Source organism: Geobacillus sp. JS12 (genome assembly GCF_001592395.1).
Classification (GTDB): domain Bacteria; phylum Bacillota; class Bacilli; order Bacillales; family Anoxybacillaceae; genus Geobacillus; species Geobacillus zalihae.
Genome location: NZ_CP014749.1, coordinates 3,185,001 through 3,209,307, shown reverse-complemented (window position 1 = coordinate 3,209,307; position 24,307 = coordinate 3,185,001). Strand labels below are relative to the sequence as shown.

The following is a 24,307-nucleotide window of genomic DNA, read 5'->3' as shown; positions in this document are numbered from 1 at the left end:
CCTCCTACTTTAACCTCAACAGCCTCATACTGTTTAAAATAACCAATAAAGCGGCTCCAGTATCACTCAATACAGCAATCCACAAAGTAAGCCAACCTGGAAAAATCAATGCTAACGCAACAAATTTTATAATTAAGGAAAACCATATATTTTGTTTAATGATTGTAAGGGCTTTTCGGCTTAATTTAATGGTGTAAGGCAGTTTTTCTAAGTTATCTGCCATAAGAACAATATCGGCTGTTTCCATAGCCGTGTCCGTTCCCGCGCCACCCATTGCAATACCCAAATTGGCAGTAGCTAAGGCAGGAGCATCATTAATACCGTCACCAACCATTGCGACCCGTTTCCCTTCGTCTTGTAACTGTTTAATGGCTTTTACCTTGTCTTCTGGCAATAGTTCGGCAAAATAACGATTGACACCCGTTTGAGAAGCCACTTTTTCGGCAGTTCCTTTATTATCACCCGTGAGCATTACTATTTGATCTACACCCACATTTTTAAGCCCCTGTAACGCTTTTACCGTTGTCTCACGGATAGTATCAGCAACAGCGATAATGCCAAGTATCTGCTCTTTTGTCCCAACAATGACAAGCGTATTTCCTTCGTTTTGAAGGGCTTTAATTTGGGACTCATACTCATCAATAGGAGTATTCAGTTCTTGGAACAGTTTCAGGTTTCCTGCAAAGTATTCCATACCTTCAATCGTTGTTTGAACACCCTTACCGACAATGCTCTTAAATAATTCCCCATTTCGAGAAGGAATTTCTTTTTCTTTTGCATAATTAACCACAGCCAATGCAATTGGGTGAGTAGAATATTCCTCTAAAGTACGAGCAATCGATAACAAATCTGTTTCAGTCGTATTGATCGGTATTACTTGTGATACTTTTGGCTTACCTTCGGTTAAAGTACCCGTCTTATCGAACGCAATCGCATTAATGGATCCAGCTGTCTCTAAGAAAGCGCCTCCTTTAATCAGAACACCGTTCTTGGCGGCATTTCCGATTGCTGAAACAATGGCTACAGGTGTAGAGATAACTAATGCACAAGGACAAGCGACAACTAATAGTTCTAACCCTCTATAAAACCAATCTCCCCAAGTTCCAAAGTCAAGTAGAGGAGGAAAAATCATTACCGCTAATGCTAGTGCAAAGACAATAGGTGTATAAATTTGTGCAAATTTATCAACAAATGCTTGTGTTGGTGCTTTCTTTTCTTGTGCTTCTTCCACTAAATGAATGATTTTCGAAATGGTCGTATCTTCAACAAGCTTCGTAACTTTGATTTCTAAGGAGCCGTGTTCGTTAATGGTTCCTGCATAAACCGTATCGCCAATTTGCTTGTCAACTGGTATAGACTCACCTGTAATCGGTGCTTGATTTACGCTTGATTCGCCTTGAACAACTTCACCGTCTAATGGAATTTTGTCACCTGGTTTAACAACAATGATATCTCCAATAGCTACTTCTTCTACAGGTTTTTTAATTAAGTCCTGACCTTGTTTTACCCACGCTTCGGGTGGCGCTAAATCAAGCAAACTGCGAATGGAGTTTCTAGTCTTTTCAATGGATTTAATTTGTAAAGCATTCCCCAATGCGAACAGCCAAACTACGGTAGCCCCTTCAAGCCATTCACCGATTATAGCAGCTCCAATCACCGCAGCGGTCATCAATACGTTCATATCTAAGGAACGACTTTTTATAGCGTAATAAGCACTTTTAGCTGGCTTATATCCACCAATCAATATGGATAAAGCATATAGAACATTCACAACAAAAGGAGACATATCAGTTAGAGAACCAAGAAAACCAAATAATAAAAAGAACCCTGATAATAAAAGAAGATTGTTACTTGATTGTGTTGTTGGCATATCCGTTTTGGCTCGTCTATTTGAAACGAGAGAGGCTTTATAACCAGCTTTCTCAACCTCTTTAATGATTTCTTCAACAGAATTGTCGTGTTCAATCTGCATTTTTCCCGTGGAAAAATTAACGCTGACACTTTTTACAGAAGGATGCTGTTTTAAGTGATTTTCAAGCGTTAAGGCACAGGAACTGCAATCCATTCCTTCAATGGTATAAATTCGTACATTCCCTTTTTGTTCAATGGGTTCCAATGTATAACCAAGCTTCTTAATCTCCGCTGGCAATTTTTCTAACACTGACGAATTTTCAGCTTCAACTTGCATTTTACCCGTGCTGTAATTGACGCTGACGTTCTTAATGTTTTCGAGTTGTCTAATTCTTTTCTCAATGGTTAACGCACAAGCAGGGCAATCCATTCCGTGAACTCGGAACTCAGACTTGTGACCTGTGACTTCGGATAAATTAGATTCGTCACTTTGGAGCTTGGTTTCTGCAGAACAACAATCATCTTGGCAGGACGCTTTTGATGCTGTAGCAGAATTTATTTGAATCAAATTCAATTCTGTATTAAATTTTGGTTTTTGAGATTCTTTGCAGTTATCACCATTACAGCAAGTATTTTTTTGTTCCTTGTCGGACATTATAATCACCTTCTTAATATAAATGGCTATCGCATTGAGCGATTTCCGTTTGCACTTGATTTAATACTTCGTCAAACAGTTCAAGCATTTCCCTAATCTTTTCGTTACGTAAAGAATAATAAATATATTTTCCTTCTTGTCTCCCCACAATAATTCCACAGCCCTTTAAACAAGCCAAGTGTTGTGAAATATTAGACTGATTGCCTTGAAGCTCTTCAACGATTTGGGATACCGTTTTTTCCTCATTCTTAATGCATTCCAATATTTGAAGTCTAGTTTTATCAGAAAAACCACGAATAAATTTAGCTTTTACGTCTAAATAATTTTGTTCCATTTATTTCATCTCCATTTCATATCAGTATTCACTAATATGATTATCTGTGTTCATATTAGCACTTTCTAATACATTGGTCAAATAGGCAAAATGAAAACCTCACCTTTCGTTTTCGGAAAAGTGAGGTTTGTTTATTATAAAGGCATTGGGGTTTTCGTTGGTTTTGCGTAACCTTCTTTGTACTTTTCATCAATGTAATGGCGAATTTCCTTTATAGATTTGCCTTCTTGTTTCATTTTAATGGATTCCGCTGCGATTTGTAAGCAAACGCCGCAACGAGTACCGTGGTCATCCCAGACAACAGAACCATCTTTATTGATTTTTTTGACAAAGCAATTCATATTACTCTTATGTCCCGCACTCTCGGCACAACCGCAATAACAAGGAATCCATTGTAACAACTCTGTTGATTTGCCAGCAGCTTGATATACCAAGCGGACCTCTTCACTTTGACCTTTCAAAAAGGTCGGTAAAACATCAGCAGAAGCAGTTTTTTCTTGCAAATCTCCATTGGAAGAATGCTCTTGATGTGATTGTTCTTTATTGGAACTGCAAGCCGAAATGATCAAAGTGAGTATAAGTAAAACAATAATTCCCTTATATTTCATCCTTATCACCTCTTATAATATTAGATATGACTAATATATCATAAGAGGTAGACATATTTTTAGCGTAATAATAAATTTATTGTCGATTTATAAATTTCAATCAACATATTAGTCAGCTATAATATAACTTGATAAGTTAAAGAAAGGATGGAATGAAATGTTAAAAAGAATCATTTTATTTGCTTGTTTGTTGGTGTTGTTGCCAACAACTGCATTAGCCCACACAGAGCTAAAAAGTTCAATGCCAAGCGATAAAGAAACAGTAACAAAACCTTTAACAGAAATTGTTTTGGAATTTAATACGCCAATTGAAAATCTCAGTACATTTACCCTTTTAGATAAGAAAGGACAAAAGGTAAAGGTCGATAATATATCGGTTGAAGACAAAGTATTAAAAGGAACTTTTAAGAAACCATTACCGAATGGAGAATATACGGTTAACTGGAAAATTGTTGGGGAAGATGGACATATCATAGAACGAAGTTTCATATTTACGGTAAATGCACCTGAAGAAAAGAAACTTACGCCAACTGAAACAACCGAGAAAACCCCAGCCCCAAAAGATAATAAACAAGAAACGAAGCCAAATAAACCTGAGTCTACTAACAATGATAAAAATAATTTTATGATGTACTTGTTCATCGGAGCTTCGTTGGTTGTTCTGCTTATTATTACTACGTTGCTATTGAGGAGAGGAAAATGATTTATCTATCTGAACTTTTACTGTATGTTTGCTTTTGTATTGTGGTTGGAAATCAACTACTAGCGTTTGTTCCAGCCGATAAACGTCCAATGGTTGCTGTTCCTAATTGGTTAATCAATCTTTGTATTATTGGAATAGCTTTATTATCATTTTCGCCAGTATTAACGGTTACACTCACCTTTGCAAAAGAGTATAATGAGGGTTTTTGGACCATTTTTAAAGGCATATTAATGGATTTCAATATTGGACACGCTTGGTTAGTTACTTGGTTTTTATGTCTTATTTTATTGCTTTTGCGCATTTTGAATAAAATAGCGAATGACCCAATCTTTGAATATATGGGAGCCTTTTTGACTTTTACTTTAATATTGGCTTTTGGTTGGGCAAGTCATTGTATGGCAAGCTATGGATTAAAAGGCTTTATCCCTCACGCGATCCATTTTCTATCTGTAACCGTCTGGATTGGGATATTGATTGTTGTTGGGTGGTTTTCAAAAAACAGAGATAATTGGCTGAAATTCTTGAAATGGTTTAGTCCGATTGCTTTTATATGTGTAGTCGCATCCATCAGCGCTGGCTTCTTCTTAATGAATCTCTTAGTGCCTGATTATGTGAATTCTTGGATAGTTCCGTACGGACAAGCCCTGCTTATTAAACATCTGCTTATTATTCCGCTACTGACTTTTGCATTTATAAATGGTGTATTGGTGAGAAGAACGTTAAAAATAAATCCAAATTTTAATCCGATTCCGTGGGCAAGGGCTGAAAGTATGGTTGCTTTGCTTGTTTTTACAGCAATGGCAGTAATGGGACAACAAAGCACTCCTGAAAATATTGCAGCCATTATAAAATTTGAGAAACCGTCCTGGTTATTTGAATCCTTTTATCAAGGAAACGTTGAACTCAATACGTCCATTGCTGTTGGAATAAATGCCACAAGTGTCGCATTAATGATTGCAGCTATAATCTTCTTATTGGGTATGGTTATATTATTCCGTAAAAAAGCAAACAGCGTAGTAGTAACGGTTTGTGGACTTTTATTCGTAGTCGTATCTTATGTCGCAATTATGAAAAGCATATTATAAGTAACGAACCCACGCCTCAAAAGCGTGGGTTTATCATTATTCTTCGGTTATACCTGGAATATTGTGATACTCCAAAATCACATAGTTCCCGTCTTTAAACACCATTGAGTAGGTAGATTTTTTGTCTTGTTCCTGAAAGACAATCGAAAATATGTAATCTTCTTTATCCTTTATAGCTTTCTTTTCAAACTTTACGGTCAATTTGTTTTCCTCTCGGTTATCTGATATTTTTCTCTGGTGATGTTGATAATAGCATTGGTCAATATGTCGCATTCAAATTCGATCTGTATTCGCTTAATTTAAATCCTCATATACAATAGGTATGAATTTCTATAATATAAAAAGTAAATGATTTATTTTTGTATGAATTCATATAGGGAAATTGTGGAAAAGACAGGTGGATAACGTGAGTGATACATTAAAATACATAGGAAACCAAATTAGATTTTTCCGAAACAAAAAAGAGCTAACATTGGAGGAATTATCTAATCAAAGTAATTTGACGAAAACATATCTAGCGCAAATTGAACGTGGCGAAGTCAATGTAAGCATTAGGAAGCTAGAATCGATATGTAATGCGCTACATATTTCACTAGGAGATATTTTTCCTACTAACGATTCCATTCAAACAAAAATAAACTCCTCAATCAATAAGGAGTTTATTATAGAACTTATTGAAATATGCATAGAACTAGATAAGCGTGATTTACAGCTACTTAAATCACTTGGAAACGAAATGAGGAATCTCAAGAAACCTTAAGTTTCCTTCTTTTTATTTCAGAAAGTAATATCTGAATAAAGCCTTTGTTTAATTTTAACTTTACAGCCGTTTTATAACTTTCTATTAATAATTTATCGTTTATATAATGCATCAGTTCTCTCTCCTTAATCCATTATATATTAGGTAATTTTTTTAAAGTTATTTGCAAGTGATTCCATTAATCGAAGTCTATTGATAGAAAGTTGGCTATCTGAATGATAGATATGACTATAAAGAATAAAAAAATACTCAAACACTAACGATGCTCTTTCTTTGAGGTCAAATTTTAAGAAAGTATGTAGGGTCTGCGGTGCAATTTGAAGATAGTCTGTAGCAGGCACGGATGATAAGTAAGTCAAGTTTTTTTCGGAGTATAAATCCAGCAAAGCTTTTGTTTCAAACAAAAAAATACGATAAAAATAATACTGTGCATCAAGAAAGTCTGTCTTCGTATTGAGGGAGAAAAAATCATTTTCTAAAACTATTTTTTTAAGAGCAATTAAGACCTTTACATTGATGATGGCTATGGTTTTATTGCTCATTGATAGAAACATTCTAGGACATTGATGACAGTTGTATAAAAAGTGTAATTTTTCTTTATCGTTCCACCTCATATTCTTAAAAAAGACATTCATTTCATTGATTAAGCTATCATTGTTAAGGCTATCTAGTAGAATAGATGATTTCCTTTCAAAGTAGTTTTTGTAAGCAATCACTTTTCCACTTTTCGTATTGGAATATAAATAAGCAAAAACAATATCAGACCAACCCATTTGCTTGATGAAATGATTAATTAGTTGGTAATCCTCTTCTAACTTATTTTGTTCTTGCAATGATTTGATATCCATTACATCCCTCCTTCAAAAATATATTTGTCATTAAATTTATTTTGTGTAAATATATTTATACTTTACCATATACCTATTTATAGCGCAAGCATAAACCAAAAAATATAATGATTTAAATAAGCCTGAAACAAATAAAAAAGTATCAAGCACCTCTTTATATCGCAAAGGAGGTGTTGATACTTTGACACAAGATGTTGATTCGGAAGTAATGAACTGTCGTTTAGAAAACGATAAATGTCTTAGAAAGGTGAATCATTAAAAACCTTATTAATCACTTCATTCAGCGTATTACAAGAGATTACCTCTATCTTTTTAAATACCGACGGATTACGAAGGGCATTACGAGCCACAAATACCTTTTTAAAGCCCATACGCTCTAATTCTTTAATTCTCATTTCTAAGGTTGGAACCTTCTTTAGTTCGCCTGTCAAACCAATATCAGCTACAAAAACGGTATCATTGGGTATGCCTTTATTTTTGTAGGAAGAAACGATGCTCATCAAGACCGCAAGATTGGAAGATGGCTCTTTTAATTTTATTCCTCCTGTTGTCTTAATTACCACATTCTGATTAAAGAGCGGCAACTCTGCTCTCTGTTCAAGAATAGATATCAAGGTATTTAAATGGTCTCTTTTTAGACACTCACCAATTCTAGACGGATAAGGTGTAAAAGTTGGAGAAACTAAACTCTCTATCTCTACAATGATAGGACGTGTTCCTTCTTTGACGACAGTTAAAGCACTTCCACTTACGATTTCCCCTTCTTTTCTTTGAGTCATAAAATACTCTGAAGGGTTATCTATGGCTCTTAGCCCGTCCTCTTCCATTGAAAAAAATCCAATCTCCCCTGTGCTACCATAGCGATTTTTCGTTGCTGATAATTGCTTCAATTCTTCTCCATTCTCGCCATCTAAAACAAGAACGGTATCTACTAAATGTTCAAGCGCACGTAAACCAGCTAATTCATTCTCTTTAGTCATTTGTCCAACCATAATAACAGCTCTTGGACGTTCAGGGTTTTTTGCCACTTTTAACATTGCCGTAGCACACTCCATTGTTTGGGTTGGGCTGCCTGGTCGTGATGGAAACTCTTCTAACACAAAAGTTTGAATACTGTCAATAATAACGACATCAGGATCAATCTGTTCGATAGCACCTAGTACATTGTTCATACTTGTATCGCTATAAATCCAAATGTTCGAGTCAATGTTAGGTAGAACTCGTTCTGCTCGGTTTTTTATCTGACTTTCACTTTCTTCCCCACTGGCATATAACACTTTAAAGCCTTGTGAGGCAATATCTTGTGATACTTGGAGTAATAAAGTTGATTTCCCAGCTCCTGGTACAGCTGTAATGATTGATAAGGAATCCTTTACAATTCCCCCACCCATTACACGATTAAACTCGCTAATAGAAGTGATGATTCTATCACTTTTGGAGGATGCTGTTTCAGTTAACCGTTTTACTGAAACATTTCTTTTTGTTGCTTGTACTAGGGGTTGTTTTGACTGACTTCCCCCTATTTCTGTTTCTTCAAGGGTACTCCACTCTTGGCAATAATTACATCGTCCTTGCCATTTAGGATGATGATGCCCGCAATTACTACATATATAAACTGTTTTTCTCTTCATTCTAATCACACTTCCTAATCAAAAATATCTTCGAATTGTTCTAGTAATTTTTCTAAGTTCTTACCATTCGTATCATCTAATCGTTCAATATTTTCATTATGTTTCTTGTCTAATGTATCTTCGTTTTCTTTTTGGACTAGATACAATCCAGTTGAGTTTAACGCTTCGATTAACTGACCTTCCTCTTTTATTTCCAATACTTCCTTATAAGCCTTTATTTCTTGTTTCATTAATTCCGATTCCTTTTTAAGTTCCTTATATTTAGCCTTGTAGTCTTCTTTTTGGGAATATACATCAGCAAGCTTCTTCTCTAACTCTCTGACCTTTAACTCGGCATTAACCGTTCTATCATAAAGTTTTTTATGCATTTCTTGTATGTTCATTAAAAGTTTTATAAGCCTATCAGGGTTGTTAATATTGCATTTCACAAACTCTTTTACATTTAGATTGGCGAAATAGCTATTATCCGCTGTGTATTGGACGATATCCTCTTTTAAAGTCTTTTTAAATTCTTTTATTCTGTTATTGATTTCTTTATTACGAGAAAAATGATAGTATTCAATTCCTTGAATATGCAATTCCTCTTTCGCATAACGGGCAATGTTACTAAAACTCACCTTTTTTATGTTCTTATTCTTGTTATCTTGGAAAAACTTATGAAGAATATCATATAACTCTTCCGTGGTAAATTTCTTTTCTTTACTCATTCATATCACCTACTGAAAATACCTACTTAACATTTGTGCGTTTTGAGTGGCTATGGTTTTGATTTTGTTTATTTTCAATCCATACTCTTCCATAAAATTTTGCGCTTTGTCATATTGCTTCACAAGCTCTTTTAAAGCTAGCACCTCAGTTGAAATGTTCTTTTGATTTTCAAGCACTAATGCTTTAATATTCTTTTGCGTATCAGTCTCAGTTGGATGATAGAATTCACATATTTCACATACATTATCAACTTTCTTACAATCTTCAAATCCTTTCTGTTTGGAAGAACACTTTCCACCTTCCACTTCTCTATATTGTTTCCATTCTTCTTCATAGTTTGGGTCGAAAACTTTCTTAAAAGCTAAATCCCACTGATTTGATTTTCTTACATCAATGACATACTCGCTGCCCTTTTCGGCTTGCTTTTTTCTTGCTATTTTTTTCGCCATATTATAGGTGGCGCATTTTACAAATTTATCGATGTGACTGTAATAATGATAGCTACTTTTAATGGAAGAATGCCCTGAAATTTGCTTAATAATTAAAGGTTCTAAATCATTTAAAACCATATTGATAAAAGCAAAATGGCGAGTATCCATTAAATTGACATATTCCAATTGATAAGGGAGTAAATCTACATCTTGGTCCCTCTTTTGAACTAGCTGATACTTAAATAAATCAACGATAACCCTTTTATAGAATTGTTTCAGTAAGTAATTAAGGTTGAATACATTAAAGAATTCAGGAATACTTGAATTCTTGCCTGTTACACCCTTAAATCGCAAATGCTTAAAGTACGCCCTTTGTGAAAATAAATACTTTCTTCTTCCAACGTGCTGATAACCCTCAGAAAAAAAGTTAGGAATCCAATCATACTCATCCACTAAATCCCGATAATCTCCGATAAGGCGGTACAACTTTTCACTAATGCGTACTTTTTGTAAAGTATAATCTTCATCTACCCTGTGTTTCACAATGGCTGTGTTTCCTTTTAACTTGGTTCTTCTTACAGTTAGGTAGTAATATCCATTCTCCTTTGTCAAACAATCATAAGGGGTTAGGACTAACTCAGACACACGAAGGGGAATTGTGGTAGTGATTTCCCACCAAAGTTTAATCGGATAAAATTCTTCTTTTTCGCTTTTACTACAACATTCCCAAAAATCATCTAATGCATCCCCCAATTTAAAGACACTCTCAAAATTACCAATTTCTCTTTGATTGAGTCCTTGATGATCTTCTCTATATTTCGAATATGCTTCGGCTTGATGATAAAGCAAGTTCAAATACTCATCATTATCATTTATAGGAAAATACTCAAGGAATTCAATAAGAGTATGAGTATGCTTAAAATAATTGGTATCTTTCTTTAATTTCTTGGCAACTAGCTCTTTTTTCTTTTCCAGTGCAAAGTAGTCTGTTTCCTCAATGATCTTTTTTAGGAATCTAAGGTCTTCTGAAACAATTTCAATAGGATGTACTTGAATTTTATAAAGTACATAACCTTTCAAGGCATTAATAATATCAACATAAGCAAAGATATCCCTGTTCTTTTTAGCTTTGTTATATTTTATCTCATCCAAATGAAAAAGGACTCTTCTTTTCAACTTTTCGTTATATAAATACCAAATATTCTCCTCAAAGGAATAGGCTTGAATAATTTGTTTTTGTTGAAATTCCTTAAATATCTCTTCCAATTCATTCAAAGGGACAGAAAAATAGTCCTTAAACTGAACAATGGAGATATTGGAATCTTTGACTTTTCGCTCAACTAACATTATTCCTTCACCCAATACTTAATTGATGATTTTTCTGAAGTTCGATTATATCTTGTTTTGAAATTTTTACAAACGCTCTTACTCTTTCCTTACCAAAGTAAATTATAGCCTCTTGTAAGATTGGTAAATAAACATTAAATAAAGTATACGTGTATCGTTGTTTATCAAACTCATATTTAGCGTTGCGGATGTTATTCAACAACTGGGTTAAACGTTGATTATATTCAATCAGAAAATACATTTCATTCATCGCATACTCACAACCGATACAATGGTCTCGACTAGGATAGATACAAGCAGATCTGTCGATGGTTTTAAGCAAGCATTGAGAATGCTCCATTTTAGAAGGTGTTTCACCCATTGAGATTTTCTGTAAAATTTCTTTCATTTGCCCCTTATGACTTGTGATCAACTCTCTAAATACTTCGGAAATTCGACTGCGATATTCGTTAATACCCTTGACCATAAGTTCTATATGAATAGGTTTTAAACCGAACAACTCTTGTATCTCTTTGTTTTGCTCCGCCATATCGAGAAGGGCATACTGGTTATGATCTTCTTCGTCCTTAATGACCTTTAAGAGAAGGTGAGACATAAAACCAAAACTTCCTCTCTCTGTTAAGGCTTGGGTAATTTTATCAATATCATTGCTTTTATTTATATGCTCCAAATAAACTTGCGTGGTTTTAGCGATACCTTGTTTATCTTTTATATGTCCACGAATGATAGCGCTTAAATCATATCCCATCCCCCATTTTTGTTGTTGGCTTTCCACTTGGGCAAAATTCATATAGGTTTTATTCGCACGATTGTTTAAAAAGGTTTCTTGTCCAAAGATTTCATTGTACTTTTCCCCAAATAACGCAATGTGTGTTTCTCGTTTCGTTACTCTATTTGTTAAAATGGTTGAAGTATTGAACCAACGATTTGATGACTTTTCTGTTTTCTTGCGATGAGCTTCACACAACGCGATGAGCATTCCAATGGTATACACATAGGAATCACTCACGACCAACTTTAATCGCTGTTTATTTTTCTTTTTGTTCTTTTTTGGTTGAATATGAAACATTTTTACTTGAAACATCACATTATTGACTACACGTTGCGCCATTTCTAAGGTAAATTGTCTGGATTTGATACACTTCAATACTTCTTCTTCATTCATTCCTAAAACTTCCTCTAAGTTTGGATACGGCATTCTTAATAAGTCATCCGCTCTCCACGCACAAACATAATGCATTGCACAATAAAGCCAAACCATTGCATTGATTCGATTATCAATAGATTTAGCCAACAGCTCTTCGTGTTGTGTAAAGAGAAGTAGGGCGAATTGATACCATTGCTCAAAGGTATAGCCTGACCTTTCATTTAAAGTATTGGTTTCTATTTTGAAACGATCTTTGTATTTGGTTAAATAGCGTTTTTTACAGTATTGAAGGAAAAAGGAGAATTCACGTTTTGCCACTAGTTGAGGTATAGCTTCCATTAACTCAATAAGTTCCTCTGTGTTATAGTTCATAATTTCTTTTTCAAGCTTAGGAATAATGACACTATAGACATTGACTAAGTTTGTATAAACGTATTTAGTTTGATTATCCTTAAAGCGTTGAATAATAAATTTATCGAATGCGTCCAACGTTTTTGGAATCTTGGCAGTAGGTTGAATATGTTTTGTCTCTAACTGGAATCTATCATAGTCAGTAGAGGCATTTTCTAATTGATGGATTTCATTTAAATAATTTTCAATTTTTGGGACATCTTCCTTATAAACAAGCATTGCATTTATGAGTGGATATGTGTTTTTAGGAATATACTTTATCCCAAGTTTCTTCATCAAATTTTTAAGGGATTTGCTGGAAATATTATATTTCTCCATTAATTCCGAATTTGTAATCGTGTTCTCTTGAACATATTTCAGTTCATCTATTTTCTTTTTATCGAAGTACAGTTTATTTTTCACTTTAAACGCATTTGCATATTCGGCAATCCTATCGGTATTCATAATTCCGAACATTTCTTTTACTTCTGTATTTGTGTAATACTGTTCGGGGTCAAAATTTTTTACTTTATCGTAATAAGCCTTATACTTCTCAAAATCTGCCTTGGCAATATAAACATTATTAAGACTTCTATTCGTACACCACTTGACCCCTTGCTCATTACAGACCATCAAAATATGTTGTAATGTGCGTTTGTTATCCCCTAAGTGATAGAGAGCATTTCTCTTCGAATAATCCTTCAAAAAGTGAAAATCATAGTAATCATCAATAACACCAGATTCTATATAATTGACTTCTACTATGAATGGTTTAAGCACTTCTTTTAGAACATCTTTTTCACTTCTAGGCTCTTTATAGTTTTTATTTATGAGTTCAATGAGCTTAGGCTTGTCCTTCTTATACAATCGGAAATCTTTGCCGTTTAAAGGGTTTAAGATTAACCCAAAATGCTTCTCTATATAGTTTTTTATGGTAGTTTGGGTTATGTTGTCGTGGTTTGATTCATTTCTAACAATAGCAACGATTTCTTGATAACTGTAAGTGTCCTGTAATAATGCCTGAATGTTATCGACTTCTTCTTTATCAAAAAACGTTTTTCGTTCAATTCTATACGATTTTAAACGTTGCTCCGATGCAAGCTTATATAAGTGCTTCTCAGTGCAACTTAGCTTTTGACTGGCTTCTTCTATGGTATAAAGGTTTAGTGTATTTAATTCTTCACTCAATCCCCTCACCCCCTAAAACACAATCTTATCAAATACCTTTTCTTGTATCTTTTTGATTTTCTCATCTATCACTGGATGTTGTGCGAAATAGGCAATCGCACTATCTAATGACCCATCCCCTCTCCAATACGCTACCTCAATAGGGCTACGAGTCGTCTCTAACTCTGCAATAAACTGGGTAAAAAAGTGGCGTAAGATATGCGTTCCCACTCTACCAGACATTAAAAGCTTTGCTTCACTTGCGCTTTTAAAATCTCCTCTTTTACATAATTTTTCTAGTACTAGGTCAACAATATTTTTGAAAAATGTTTCATAACTGCTATCCAACATTGCTTCTCCATCACGATTAAGAAAAATTGCACCGTAAGGATTATCAATATGTGCAATTAATTTCATATGTTGGTCATAAACCTCTTGGAATAATTTCAAAAATACAGGATGTATAGGTTGAATTCTTCTTTTCTTGATTCCTCCTACGTCCTTACCATCTGTTCTAAGTTGAACTTTTTCCCTTAAATCGATTGTGAACCACCCTAAATCTTTTCCAAACATACGATAACTTATATTGTTTCGTGATACATTACATACTTCTCCTCTTCTTAACCCACCAAATGCTTGTAGGCATAAAGCCAATTTCAAATGAGGATAATGAATATCACATATGTTCAACATTTCTTGAAAAACATAGGAAGGAATATGTTTCACTCGTTGTGGAGGGGTGTAGTTCGGTGGGATAACAGTAAACAAGGATTCTACACGTTCCACTACCTTTTTTCTTTTCTTCCACTGTCCTCTGTGGTAATAAGTTGAACTATGCTTTGTGAAGAAATCTTTTTCACTTATATATTTCATATCCTCTAATTCATTAAAAAGATACTTATAAAATCGATTGAGGACTTGTTCTGCCTTTTGTACTGTCATTTCAGTTTTCTTTTTCTTTCCTACATACCCTTGTGCATAATCCCTCAAAAAGTGATTTCCATACTCTATCTTTAACTCAGTAATATCTTTCATTTGATACTCATCATATTTATCGAAAAAAATGTAGTTCAGGAATCGAGTAATGATTTTAGCGTGATACTCCAATGTCTCTAACCTTGCTGAATTAAGTTCTTTTATAAAGTAATTGCTGTATCCTGTCACTTTCATTTTCTTGTTAAATTCATTTCTTAGTACAATAAACATAAAGTCACGCACTAAGCCATCCTCTTCTATAATCGTCAGTTTTTGCTTACAGAAACGTAGGTTTCTTGTTCTATGTTTCCAATCGTCATCTTTAACTAATCTTAAATTTGGTTTTTCTGTCGTTTCTGACATCGACTTCTTTGTTGTTCTCACCGTTCTCCCCCTCCAATCGTCTAAAAACTATAAGTATATGTATCTTAGATTGTTAATTAAACGTTTAATTGTTTAAATTTTATTAAATATTAGACGATTGAATTATATGCTAAAAATCCTTATTTGTCAAAGTTTATAGAATTTTTATATCAATCGACATATCGTTCGTTTAATTGTTTAATAACATTTGGTTACTCACCGCTCGCAAAATGCGATACGTATGGTGTCGCTCCCCTTCAAAATAGAGAACGGTGTCCACCATATGTTCGAGCAGGCGCGGCCCGGCGATCGCCCCTTCCTTCGTCACATGACCGACGATAAAAATGGCAATGCCTTTTGTTTTCGCCAGCTTCATCAGCTCGGCCGTGCATTCGCGCACTTGGGCGACGCTGCCCGGTGCAGAGGAAATATCGGTGCGATACACCGTCTGAATCGAATCAATGATGACACAAGCAGGTTGAACCGTTTCAACCGCTGCCACAATGTATTCCAAATCTGCTTCCGCCAACACGTACAGCCGATCGCACTCCGCACGAAGGCGTCCAGCGCGCAGCTTTACTTGTTTGACCGATTCCTCACCGGAGACATACAGCACTTGATGCCCAGCGGCGGCCAACTGCGCCGATGTTTGCAAAAGCAACGTTGATTTGCCAATGCCAGGGTCGCCGCCGATCAAAACGAGCGAACCTTTGACGATTCCACCGCCCAACACGCGATCGAGCTCCGCGCTGTTCGTTTTCATGCGCGGCTCTTGCACCGCCTCCACGGCTGTAATCGGGACCGGTTTGGCCGAACCCGCCCGCTCCGAATGAAGAAATGCGCCGCGCACAGTCGGTTTCTCCTGCTCCATTTCCTCAACAAACGAATTCCATGTTTGGCATCCCGGACAGCGTCCAAGCCATTTGGCCGACTCATATCCACACTCTTGGCAAACGAACTTCGTTTTCTTCTTCGCCATCGATCTTAACCCTTTCTGTAACGTTTTCCAACGAAAAAAAAGGCATGGGCAGGAAGCTGCCGCATGCCTTTTCTTCCCTCACACGACCGCCTGTTTCGACAATACGACAAACTCCCCGTCTTTGACATCCACGACGACTTTTTGCCCTTTGGCGATCGTGCCTTTTAACAATTCTTCGGACAAACGGTCTTCAACATGCTTTTGCAAGGCGCGGCGCAGCGGACGGGCACCGTATTCTGGATCGAACCCTTCGGCGGCGATTTTCTCAATGGCGGCCTCCGTCAGCTCAAGATCAATGTCTTGCTCTTTCAGCCGCTTCACGAGCGTATCGGCCATCAATCGGACGATTTGTTTCAGATGGTCTTTTTCGAGCGAATGGAAGACGATGATTTCGTCGATCCGGTTTAAAAACTCTGGACGGAATGCTTTTTTCAGCTCATCCATCACTTTGCTTTTCATATCTTTGTATTGCTGGTTCCCGTCTTGAATGTTGAAGCCAACGTACTTATTCCGTTTCAGCGCATCGGCGCCGACGTTGGACGTCATGATGATGATCGTGTTGCGGAAGTCGACCGTCCGCCCTTTCGAGTCAGTCAGCCGCCCATCTTCCAACACTTGCAGCAAAATATTGAACACGTCCGGATGCGCTTTTTCCATCTCATCTAACAGGACAACCGAATACGGCTTGCGGCGCACTTTTTCCGTCAGCTGGCCGCCTTCTTCATAACCGACATACCCCGGCGGCGACCCGATGAGCCGCGATGTCGAGTGTTTTTCCATATACTCGGACATATCGATGCGAATGAGGGCGTCTTCATCGCCAAACATCGCTTCTGCCAAGGCTCGGGCCAACTCCGTTTTCCCAACGCCGGTCGGACCAAGGAAAATGAACGAACCGATCGGGCGTTTCGGGTCTTTCAGGCCAGCACGGGCGCGGCGCACCGCTTTGGCGACCGCTTTGACCGCCTCGTCTTGGCCGACGACACGCGAATGCAAAATTTCTTCCAGCTTGAGCAGCCGCTCCGTTTCCGTCTCAGCGAGCTTCGATACTGGAATGCCGGTCCAACTCGAGACGACCGCGGCGATGTCTTCGACCGTCACTTCCAAATTTTCTTGGCCTTGTTTTTCTTTCCACGCACGTTTCGTTTCCTCCAGTTCTTCGCGCAGCCGCTGTTCCATATCGCGCAGCGACGCCGCTTTTTCAAATTCTTGGCTTTGCACGGCCGCGTCTTTTTCTTTCCGCACTTCCTCGAGCTTTTGTTCAAGTTCTTTCAATTTCGGCGGTGCGGTGAACGAACGAAGGCGCACTTTCGAGCAAGCCTCGTCGATCAAATCGATCGCCTTATCCGGCAAGAAACGGTCGGTAATGTAGCGGTCGGACAACTTGACGGCTTGCACGATCGCCTCGTCGGAAATCGAAACGCGGTGGTGCGCTTCATACCGATCGCGCAACCCTTTTAAAATTTGGATCGATTCTTCCACTGTCGGTTCATCAACGTAAATCGGCTGAAAGCGGCGTTCAAGCGCGGCGTCTTTTTCAATATATTTCCGGTATTCATCGAGCGTTGTCGCGCCGATGCATTGAAGCTCCCCGCGCGCCAACGCCGGTTTCAAAATGTTCGACGCGTCGATCGCTCCTTCCGCCCCACCGGCGCCAATTAATGTATGCAGCTCATCGATGAACAAGATGATGTTGCCCGCTTGACGAATTTCATCCATCACTTTTTTCAGCCGGTCTTCAAATTCCCCCCGGTATTTCGTTCCGGCGACGACCGTCCCCATATCGAGCGTCATGACCCGCTTGTCGCGCAGCGTTTCCGGCACTTCGTTATTGACGATTTGTTGGGCTAACCCTTCAGCAATGGCCGTTTTCCCAACGCCCGGCTCGCCGATCAACACCGGATTATTTTTCGTCCGCCGGCTTAATACTTCAATGACGCGCTGAATTTCTTTACTGCGGCCGATGACCGGGTCCAGCCGTCCTTCGCGGGCAATCGCTGTCAAATCGCGGGCGAGGCTGTCAAGCGTCGGAGTGCTAACATGCGACGCGCCGCCGCCATGGCCTGACATCGACTCATTGCTGCCAAGCAGCTGCAACACTTGCTGGCGCGCTTTGTTCAAGCTTACTCCCAAGTTGTTCAGCACGCGGGCGGCCACCCCTTCGCCTTCGCGGATCAACCCAAGCAAAATATGTTCTGTGCCGACGTATGAATGGCCGAGCTTCCGCGCTTCATCCATCGACAGCTCAATGACTTTTTTCGCCCGCGGTGTATAGTGGATCGTATGCGACACTTCACTGCCACGGCCGATGAGCGATTCGACTTCTTTTTGGATTTTATCTGGGCCGAGCCCAAGCGCCATGAGCGCCTTAGCCGCGATCCCCTCGCCCTCGCGGATGAGGCCGAGCAAAATATGTTCTGTGCCGATATTGTTATGGCCGAGGCGAATGGCTTCTTCCTGCGCCAGCGCCAGCACTTTTTGCGCCCGTTCCGTAAATCTGCCAAACATCATCGTTCATCACCCTCCATCTTTCTTCGTTCCTCCATCTTTAAACGCTCCCGGATCAGCGCCGCGCGGCGGACGTCCCGTTCTTCAGGGCGAAGCGCCCCGCCGGCATATTGCTGCAAAAATCCCGGCTGCGTCAAAATCATCAGCTCATTTAAAATGTTGCGCGAGATGTTCTTGATATATCCTAGATCAATCCCTAAGCGAACATCGGACAGACATTGCGCCGCTTCTTTCGATTCGATGACGCGACAGTTGGCCAGTATGCCGTATGAACGGAACACCTTGTCTTCTAATTGTATGCCCAAAGTTTTCACTAATGCCTGACGAGCCGCTCTTTCTTGGGCGATCAGCTGCTGAACGATCGTATGCAAATCAGCAACAATGTCTTCCTCCGATTTCCCAAGCGTGATCTGATTGGAAATTTGGAATATATTTCCCAACGCTTCACTCCCTTCACCGTATGTTCCACGGACAACAAGCCCAAGCTGGTTGATGGCAGGAATAATACGGTTAATTTGTTGCGTCAGCACAAGCGCCGGAAGATGCATCATCACCGAAGCCCGCAATCCCGTCCCGACATTGGTCGGGCAGCTCGTTAAATAACCAAGCCGCTCGTCAAAGGCATAGTTGACATACCCTTCAATCCAATCGTCCAATTCGCTCGCCGCCTCGAGAGCCTCAGCAAGCTGCAACCCCGGGAATAGGCATTGGATGCGGATATGATCCTCCTCGTTGATCATGATGCTGATTTCTTCATTTTCCGAAAGCAGACAAGCGCCAAACGGCGAATCCTCAGCCAGATGCGGACTAATTAAGTGTTTTTCTACCAATACCCGTTTTTCAATCGGCTGAAGCTCCGACATTTTCAACAACTCGAAGCGGCCTGCCCCTCCGTAAGAACGATGGGCGAACGTCCGTTCAAACAACGCGACGATTTGCATCGCTTCTTCACTGCTAAACAGCGTTGGAAAACGAAAGTCAACGATGTTGCGCGCCAGTCGGATGCGACTGCTTAAGACGATGTCCGAATCCGGCCCCTCTTGGCTCATCCACGCGCTGACCGCCGTATTGAAAAACTTCTCGAACGACATACCGCTTACATATCCCCCTCTCCGCGTCGACGCAGTTCATCCTCCAACGAGCGGATTTGGTCGCGCACCTCGGCCGCCCGCTCGAATTCCTCACGAGCGACGAGCTCCTGAAGCTTTTGTTTCAACATAGCAAGTTGCTTGCGCAAATGGAGAACGCCGCCTTTTCGCTTCGGAATTTTTCCTGAATGAGCGGTATTGCCGCTATGGAGCCGTTTCAAAATCGGCGGCAAGTAGCGTGCAAACGTCCGGTAGCAGTTAGCGCAGCCGAACCGCCCGATTTGTGTGAATTGATGGTATGTCATTTGGCACGTCTCACATTGAAGTACATCCGGGTTCGGAAACGCGTTCGCCGTCATCTCTTTCATCGGCGCTTGAAAGTTAAGAAGCCCCGCCAACAAGTTGTTGAGTGAAAAATCATCATTGCCGTAGAACGTAAACATATGGCCATGCTCTCTGGCGCATTGCTCGCAAAGATGGAACTCCGTTTTCTCTCCGTTTACAATTTTTGTAAAGTGCATCGTGGCCGGCCGCTGCTTGCATTCTTGGCAAATCAATGCCTCCCCCTCCCCCTATTTGTATTTCAGCGACGTCAGCATCGCTTTTAACATGCGGGCCCGCAGTTCGTCCCGCTCGGGCAAATCGATATATAAAACAGAACGATCCATAGCGCTTAACATAATTTTCGCTTCCCGCTCCGAAATTACCTTTTCTTCAACGAGACGTTTTACCACATCTTCAGCATTCGATTGGCTGATGCGGTGGCCGACAAGCTCGAGCAGCTGGTCAATAAGCTGTGCTTCACTCTTTGTCTTCACTTTCATAATGCGGATATACCCACCGCCACCGCGCTTGCTTTCGACGATGTACCCTCTTTCAAGGGTAAACCTCGTATTGATGACATAGTTGATCTGCGACGGAACACATTGGAATTTATTAGCGATTTCGCTTCGTTTAATTTCAACGATATCTTGGTCGCTCATATTGAGCACTTGCTTTAAATATTGCTCAATGATGTCGGAAATGTTCGGCACTCTACCTACCACCTTCCTTACAACCAAGCTGCCTGGCGATGGGCCGTCCGCTGACAAGGGCACCCCACTGCCTATTTGTTGACTTTGACTATATTTGACCTTACTCTTACTATACAATGTATTACGGAAAATTTCAAGAGTGACCAAAGAAGGAAAACTAACTATAGAATATCCGTTTTTCTGGACAATAAAACGTCAAGCAGCCGAATAAATGAAAAAGCACGCCTTTTCTTCCAAGGAAAGAAAAGACGTGCTTTCCATTTTGCCTAGCAGCGACCTACTCTTGCAGGGGCGCTGGCCCCAACTACCATCGGCGCTGGAGGGCTTAACTTCCGTGTTCGGGATGGGAACGGGTGTTTCCCCTCCGCCATAGCCACTAGGCAACAATGGACAAGTCTTATTATAAGGAAAGTTGACCTGTTGTCAAGACTTTTTCATTCCCTCAAAACTAGATAACCGTTGGAAGAAGCCGCTCGCCTGCGCTTTTCGCATTGTCCAGCTCCGGCTCGCCGCCGCTCGGGGTCAAATAACCTTCGCCTTCGGGATGTGAACATCCCTGCAGACGAAGAACATTTGCCCGTCGCGGCGACCCGCTCGCCTGCGCTTTTCACTGTCTAGTTCCGGCCGCCATCGGCTTGCGACGCTTCGGTCCTGCTGCGGCGGCGACACATTGCTTACGCTCCTGTGATACCACCCACGCAGAACCAAGCTTTGCTTGGTTCGAGCCTCCTCGCAGGCCCTCCAGCGCACCTCGCCGATAAGCGGGCGGCCTCCACTTTTCTTGCTGTCCAGTTCCAGCGCCTAGCTCTCTTCTGCCAAATAACCTTCCCCCTCGGGGTGCAAGCACCCCTGCGGGTGAAGAACATTTGGCTTCGAGAGCTAATCGCGGCGCTTTCACTTTTCTCACTAGGTTAAGCCCTCGATCGATTAGTATCCGTCAGCTCCACGTGTCGCCACGCTTCCACCTCGGACCTATCGACCTCGTCATCTTCGAGGGATCTTACCCGCCTGACGCGGTGGGAAATCTCATCTTGAGGGGGCTTCACGCTTAGATGCTTTCAGCGCTTATCCCGTCCGCACATAGCTACCCAGCGGTGCCCCTGGCGGGACAACTGGTACACCAGCGGTGCGTCCATCCCGGTCCTCTCGTACTAAGGACAGCTCCTCTCAAATTTCCTCCGCCCGCGACGGATAGGGACCGAACTGTCTCACGACGTTCTGAACCCAGCTCGCGTACCGCTTTAATGGGCGAACAGCCCAACCCTTGGGACCGACTACAGCCCCAGGATGCGATGAGCCGACATCGAGGTGCCAAACCTCCCCGTCGATGTGGACTCTTGGGGAGATCAGCCTGTTATCCCCGGGGTAGCTTTTATCCGTTGAGCGATGGCCCTTCCATGCGGAACCACCGGATCACTAAGCCCGACTTTCGTCCCTGCTCGACCTGTCCGTCTCGCAGTCAAGCTCCCTTGTGCCTTTGCACTCTCCGAATGATTTCCAACCATTCTGAGGGAACCTTTGGGCGCCTCCGTTACCTTTTGGGAGGCGACCGCCCCAGTCAAACTGCCCACCTGACACTGTCTCCCACCCCGCTAAGGGGTGCGGGTTAGAATTTCAATACCGCCAGGGTGGTATCCCACCGCCGCCTCCACCGAAGCTGGCGCTCCGGCTTCCCAGGCTCCCACCTATCCTGTACAAGCGATACCAAAATTCCATATCAGGCTGCAGTAAAGCTCCACGGGGTCTTTCCGTCCTGTCGCGGGTAACCTGCATCTTCACAGGTAGTATAATTTCACCGGGTCTCTCGTTGAGACAGCGCCCAAGTCGTTACACCTTTCGTGCGGGTCGGAACTTACCCGACAAGGAATTTCGCTACCTTAGGACCGTTATAGTTACGGCCGCCGTTTACTGGGGCTTCGGTTCGCACCTTCGCTTCCGCTAAGCGCTCCCCTTAACCTTCCAGCACCGGGCAGGTGTCAGCCCCTATACGTCGCCTTTCGGCTTCGCAGAGACCTGTGTTTTTGATAAACAGTCGCTTGGGCCTTTTCACTGCGGCTCTTCAGGGCTCTTCACCCCAAAGAGCACCCCTTCTCCCGAAGTTACGGGGTCATTTTGCCGAGTTCCTTAACGAGAGTTCTCCCGCGCGCCTTAGGATTCTCTCCTCGCCTACCTGTGTCGGTTTGCGGTACGGGCACCTCTTCCCTCGCTAGAGGCTTTTCTTGGCAGTGTGAAATCGGGGACTTCCGGATCACTCCGTCGCCGTCACCGCTTGGCCTTATGATCCGCGGATTTGCCTGCAGATCAGCCTCACGGCTTGGACAGGCTCTTCCAGCCGCCTGCTCGCCCTATCCTCCTGCGTCCCCCCATTGCTCAAACGGGAAGAAGGTGGTACAGGAATCTCAACCTGTTGTCCATCACCTACGCCTTTCGGCCTCGGCTTAGGTCCCGACTAACCCTGAGCGGACGAACCTTCCTCAGGAACCCTTAGGCTTTCGGCGCAGAGGATTCTCACCTCTGTTTTCGCTACTCATACCGGCATTCTCACTTCTAAGCGCTCCACCAGTCCTTCCGGTCTGGCTTCTCTGCCCTTAGAACGCTCCCCTACCGATGACCAACGGTCATCCCGCAGCTTCGGCGGCACGTTTAGCCCCGGTACATTTTCGGCGCAGAGTCACTCGACCAGTGAGCTATTACGCACTCTTTAAATGGTGGCTGCTTCTAAGCCAACATCCTGGTTGTCTTTGCAACTCCACATCCTTTTCCACTGAACGTGCACTTCGGGGCCTTAGCTGGCGGTCTGGGCTGTTCCCCTCTCGACCACGGATCTTATCACTCGCGGTCTGACTCCCGGGCATAAGTCGTTGGCATTCGGAGTTTGACTGGGTTCGGTAACCCGGTTTGGGCCCCTAGCCCAATCAGTGCTCTACCTCCAAGACTCCTAAACCCGAGGCTAGCCCTAAAGCTATTTCGGGGAGAACCAGCTATCTCCAAGTTCGATTGGCATTTCACCCCTACCCACACCTCATCCCCGCACTTTTCAACGTGCGTGGGTTCGGGCCTCCAGCCGGTGTTACCCGGCCTTCACCCTGGACATGGGTAGATCACCTGGTTTCGGGTCGACGACGACGTACTCACACGCCCTGTTCAGACTCGCTTTCGCTGCGGCTCCGCCTCTTCGGCTTAACCTCGCACGCCATCGTCACTCGCCGGTTCATTCTACAAAAGGCACGCCATCACCCATCAACGGGCTCTGACTACTTGTAGGCACACGGTTTCAGGTTCTCTTTCACTCCCCTCCCGGGGTGCTTTTCACCTTTCCCTCACGGTACTGGTGCACTATCGGTCACTAGGGAGTATTTAGCCTTGGGAGATGGTCCTCCCTGCTTCCGACGGGATTCCTCGTGTCCCGCCGTACTCAGGATCCGCTCGGGAGGGAACGAAGTTTCGACTACAGGGCTCTCACCTTCTCTGGCCGGCCGTTCCAGACCGGTTCGTCTACCCCGTCCCTTTCTCACTCCCATCGTGAGCGGTCCTACAACCCCAAGAGGACATGCCTCTTGGTTTGGGCTGTTCCCGTTTCGCTCGCCGCTACTTAGGGAATCGCGGTTGCTTTCTTCTCCTCCGGGTACTAAGATGTTTCAGTTCCCCGGGTGTGCCCTCCATGCCCTATGGATTCAGGCATGGATACTGCCCCA

18 protein-coding genes, 2 rRNA genes and 1 pseudogene (1 of these 21 running past the window's edge) are annotated in these 24,307 nt (G+C 41.7%); 3 read left to right on the top strand and 18 right to left on the bottom strand.

Annotated elements, in window-relative coordinates; all coding sequences use genetic code 11:
• Positions 1–4: 4 nt before the first annotated feature.
• The 3 genes from A0V43_RS15740 to A0V43_RS15730 form a co-directional block, all read right to left on the bottom strand.
• On the bottom strand, positions 5–2,506 hold the full coding sequence (locus tag A0V43_RS15740) for a heavy metal translocating P-type ATPase (RefSeq protein ID WP_009361449.1): 2,502 nt from the start codon (positions 2,504–2,506) through the stop codon (positions 5–7).
• A gap of 13 nt (positions 2,507–2,519) precedes the next feature.
• Positions 2,520–2,840 (bottom strand): ArsR/SmtB family transcription factor, encoded by a 321-nt coding sequence (locus A0V43_RS15735; RefSeq protein ID WP_009361448.1) that lies wholly within the window; start codon positions 2,838–2,840, stop codon positions 2,520–2,522.
• A 134-nt stretch (positions 2,841–2,974) separates the two neighbouring features.
• Positions 2,975–3,448, bottom strand: a complete 474-nt coding sequence (locus tag A0V43_RS15730; protein ID WP_009361447.1) for a PCYCGC domain-containing protein — start codon at positions 3,446–3,448, stop codon at positions 2,975–2,977.
• A gap of 157 nt (positions 3,449–3,605) precedes the next feature.
• On the opposite strand from A0V43_RS15730, the gene A0V43_RS15725 reads away from it, so the two are divergent.
• Together A0V43_RS15725 and A0V43_RS15720 are read left to right on the top strand one after the other, a co-directional pair.
• Positions 3,606–4,151, top strand: a complete 546-nt coding sequence (locus A0V43_RS15725) for a copper resistance CopC family protein (protein ID WP_009361446.1) — start codon at positions 3,606–3,608, stop codon at positions 4,149–4,151.
• The gene (locus A0V43_RS15720) at positions 4,148–5,236 is read left to right on the top strand and encodes a copper resistance D family protein (RefSeq protein WP_009361445.1); all 1,089 of its coding nucleotides are present in this window, start codon (positions 4,148–4,150) and stop codon (positions 5,234–5,236) included. Before A0V43_RS15725 ends, A0V43_RS15720 begins: the two co-directional genes overlap by 4 nt.
• A 36-nt stretch (positions 5,237–5,272) precedes the next feature.
• Here A0V43_RS15720 and A0V43_RS19875 read toward each other — a convergent pair whose 3' ends face one another.
• Positions 5,273–5,437: a hypothetical protein gene (locus tag A0V43_RS19875; RefSeq protein WP_164834625.1), complete on the bottom strand. Its 165-nt coding sequence runs from the start codon at positions 5,435–5,437 to the stop codon at positions 5,273–5,275.
• A gap of 205 nt (positions 5,438–5,642) precedes the next feature.
• Between A0V43_RS19875 and A0V43_RS15715 the strand changes: the two genes are divergently transcribed.
• The gene (locus tag A0V43_RS15715; protein WP_009361444.1) at positions 5,643–5,996 is read left to right on the top strand and encodes a helix-turn-helix domain-containing protein; all 354 of its coding nucleotides are present in this window, start codon (positions 5,643–5,645) and stop codon (positions 5,994–5,996) included.
• On the opposite strand, the gene sda is transcribed toward A0V43_RS15715, so the two are convergent.
• The 14 genes and pseudogenes from sda to A0V43_RS15650 form a co-directional block, all read right to left on the bottom strand.
• Positions 5,983–6,108: a sporulation histidine kinase inhibitor Sda gene (gene sda, locus A0V43_RS19405; RefSeq protein WP_009361443.1), complete on the bottom strand. Its 126-nt coding sequence runs from the start codon at positions 6,106–6,108 to the stop codon at positions 5,983–5,985. The genes A0V43_RS15715 and sda overlap by 14 nt on opposite strands.
• 28 nt (positions 6,109–6,136) lie before the next feature.
• On the bottom strand, positions 6,137–6,844 hold the full coding sequence (locus A0V43_RS15710; protein ID WP_063193532.1) for a hypothetical protein: 708 nt from the start codon (positions 6,842–6,844) through the stop codon (positions 6,137–6,139).
• Positions 6,845–7,083: 239 nt separating this feature from the next.
• Entirely contained in the window at positions 7,084–8,475 is a 1,392-nt protein-coding gene (gene radA / locus A0V43_RS15705; protein WP_009361441.1) for a DNA repair protein RadA, read from the bottom strand.
• 14 nt (positions 8,476–8,489) lie between these two features.
• Complete coding sequence (locus A0V43_RS15700; protein WP_009361440.1) at positions 8,490–9,182, bottom strand: hypothetical protein; 693 nt, start codon at positions 9,180–9,182, stop codon at positions 8,490–8,492.
• Between the two features lie 9 nt (positions 9,183–9,191).
• Positions 9,192–10,961, bottom strand: coding sequence for a hypothetical protein (locus A0V43_RS15695; RefSeq protein WP_009361439.1), 1,770 nt, complete (start codon positions 10,959–10,961; stop codon positions 9,192–9,194).
• A gap of 7 nt (positions 10,962–10,968) precedes the next feature.
• Entirely contained in the window at positions 10,969–13,686 is a 2,718-nt protein-coding gene (locus A0V43_RS15690) for a helix-turn-helix domain-containing protein (RefSeq protein ID WP_009361438.1), read from the bottom strand.
• 12 nt (positions 13,687–13,698) lie between these two features.
• Entirely contained in the window at positions 13,699–15,024 is a 1,326-nt protein-coding gene (locus A0V43_RS15685; protein ID WP_009361437.1) for a site-specific integrase, read from the bottom strand.
• Positions 15,025–15,211: 187 nt separating this feature from the next.
• Positions 15,212–15,982 (bottom strand): annotated as a pseudogene (locus A0V43_RS15680) (AAA family ATPase); the annotation flags it as partial.
• Between the two features lie 78 nt (positions 15,983–16,060).
• Entirely contained in the window at positions 16,061–18,493 is a 2,433-nt protein-coding gene (clpC, locus tag A0V43_RS15675; protein ID WP_011229593.1) for an ATP-dependent protease ATP-binding subunit ClpC, read from the bottom strand.
• Entirely contained in the window at positions 18,490–19,581 is a 1,092-nt protein-coding gene (locus tag A0V43_RS15670; RefSeq protein ID WP_011229592.1) for a protein-arginine kinase McsB, read from the bottom strand. Before A0V43_RS15670 ends, clpC begins: the two co-directional genes overlap by 4 nt.
• 5 nt (positions 19,582–19,586) lie before the next feature.
• Complete coding sequence (locus tag A0V43_RS15665; RefSeq protein WP_011229591.1) at positions 19,587–20,135, bottom strand: protein-arginine kinase activator protein McsA; 549 nt, start codon at positions 20,133–20,135, stop codon at positions 19,587–19,589.
• 15 nt (positions 20,136–20,150) lie between these two features.
• Entirely contained in the window at positions 20,151–20,612 is a 462-nt protein-coding gene (gene ctsR, locus A0V43_RS15660) for a transcriptional regulator CtsR (RefSeq protein WP_011229590.1), read from the bottom strand.
• A gap of 264 nt (positions 20,613–20,876) precedes the next feature.
• Positions 20,877–20,993 (bottom strand): 5S ribosomal RNA (gene rrf / locus A0V43_RS15655).
• Positions 20,994–21,519: 526 nt separating this feature from the next.
• Positions 21,520–24,307 (bottom strand): 23S ribosomal RNA (locus A0V43_RS15650); it runs 140 nt beyond the window's last position.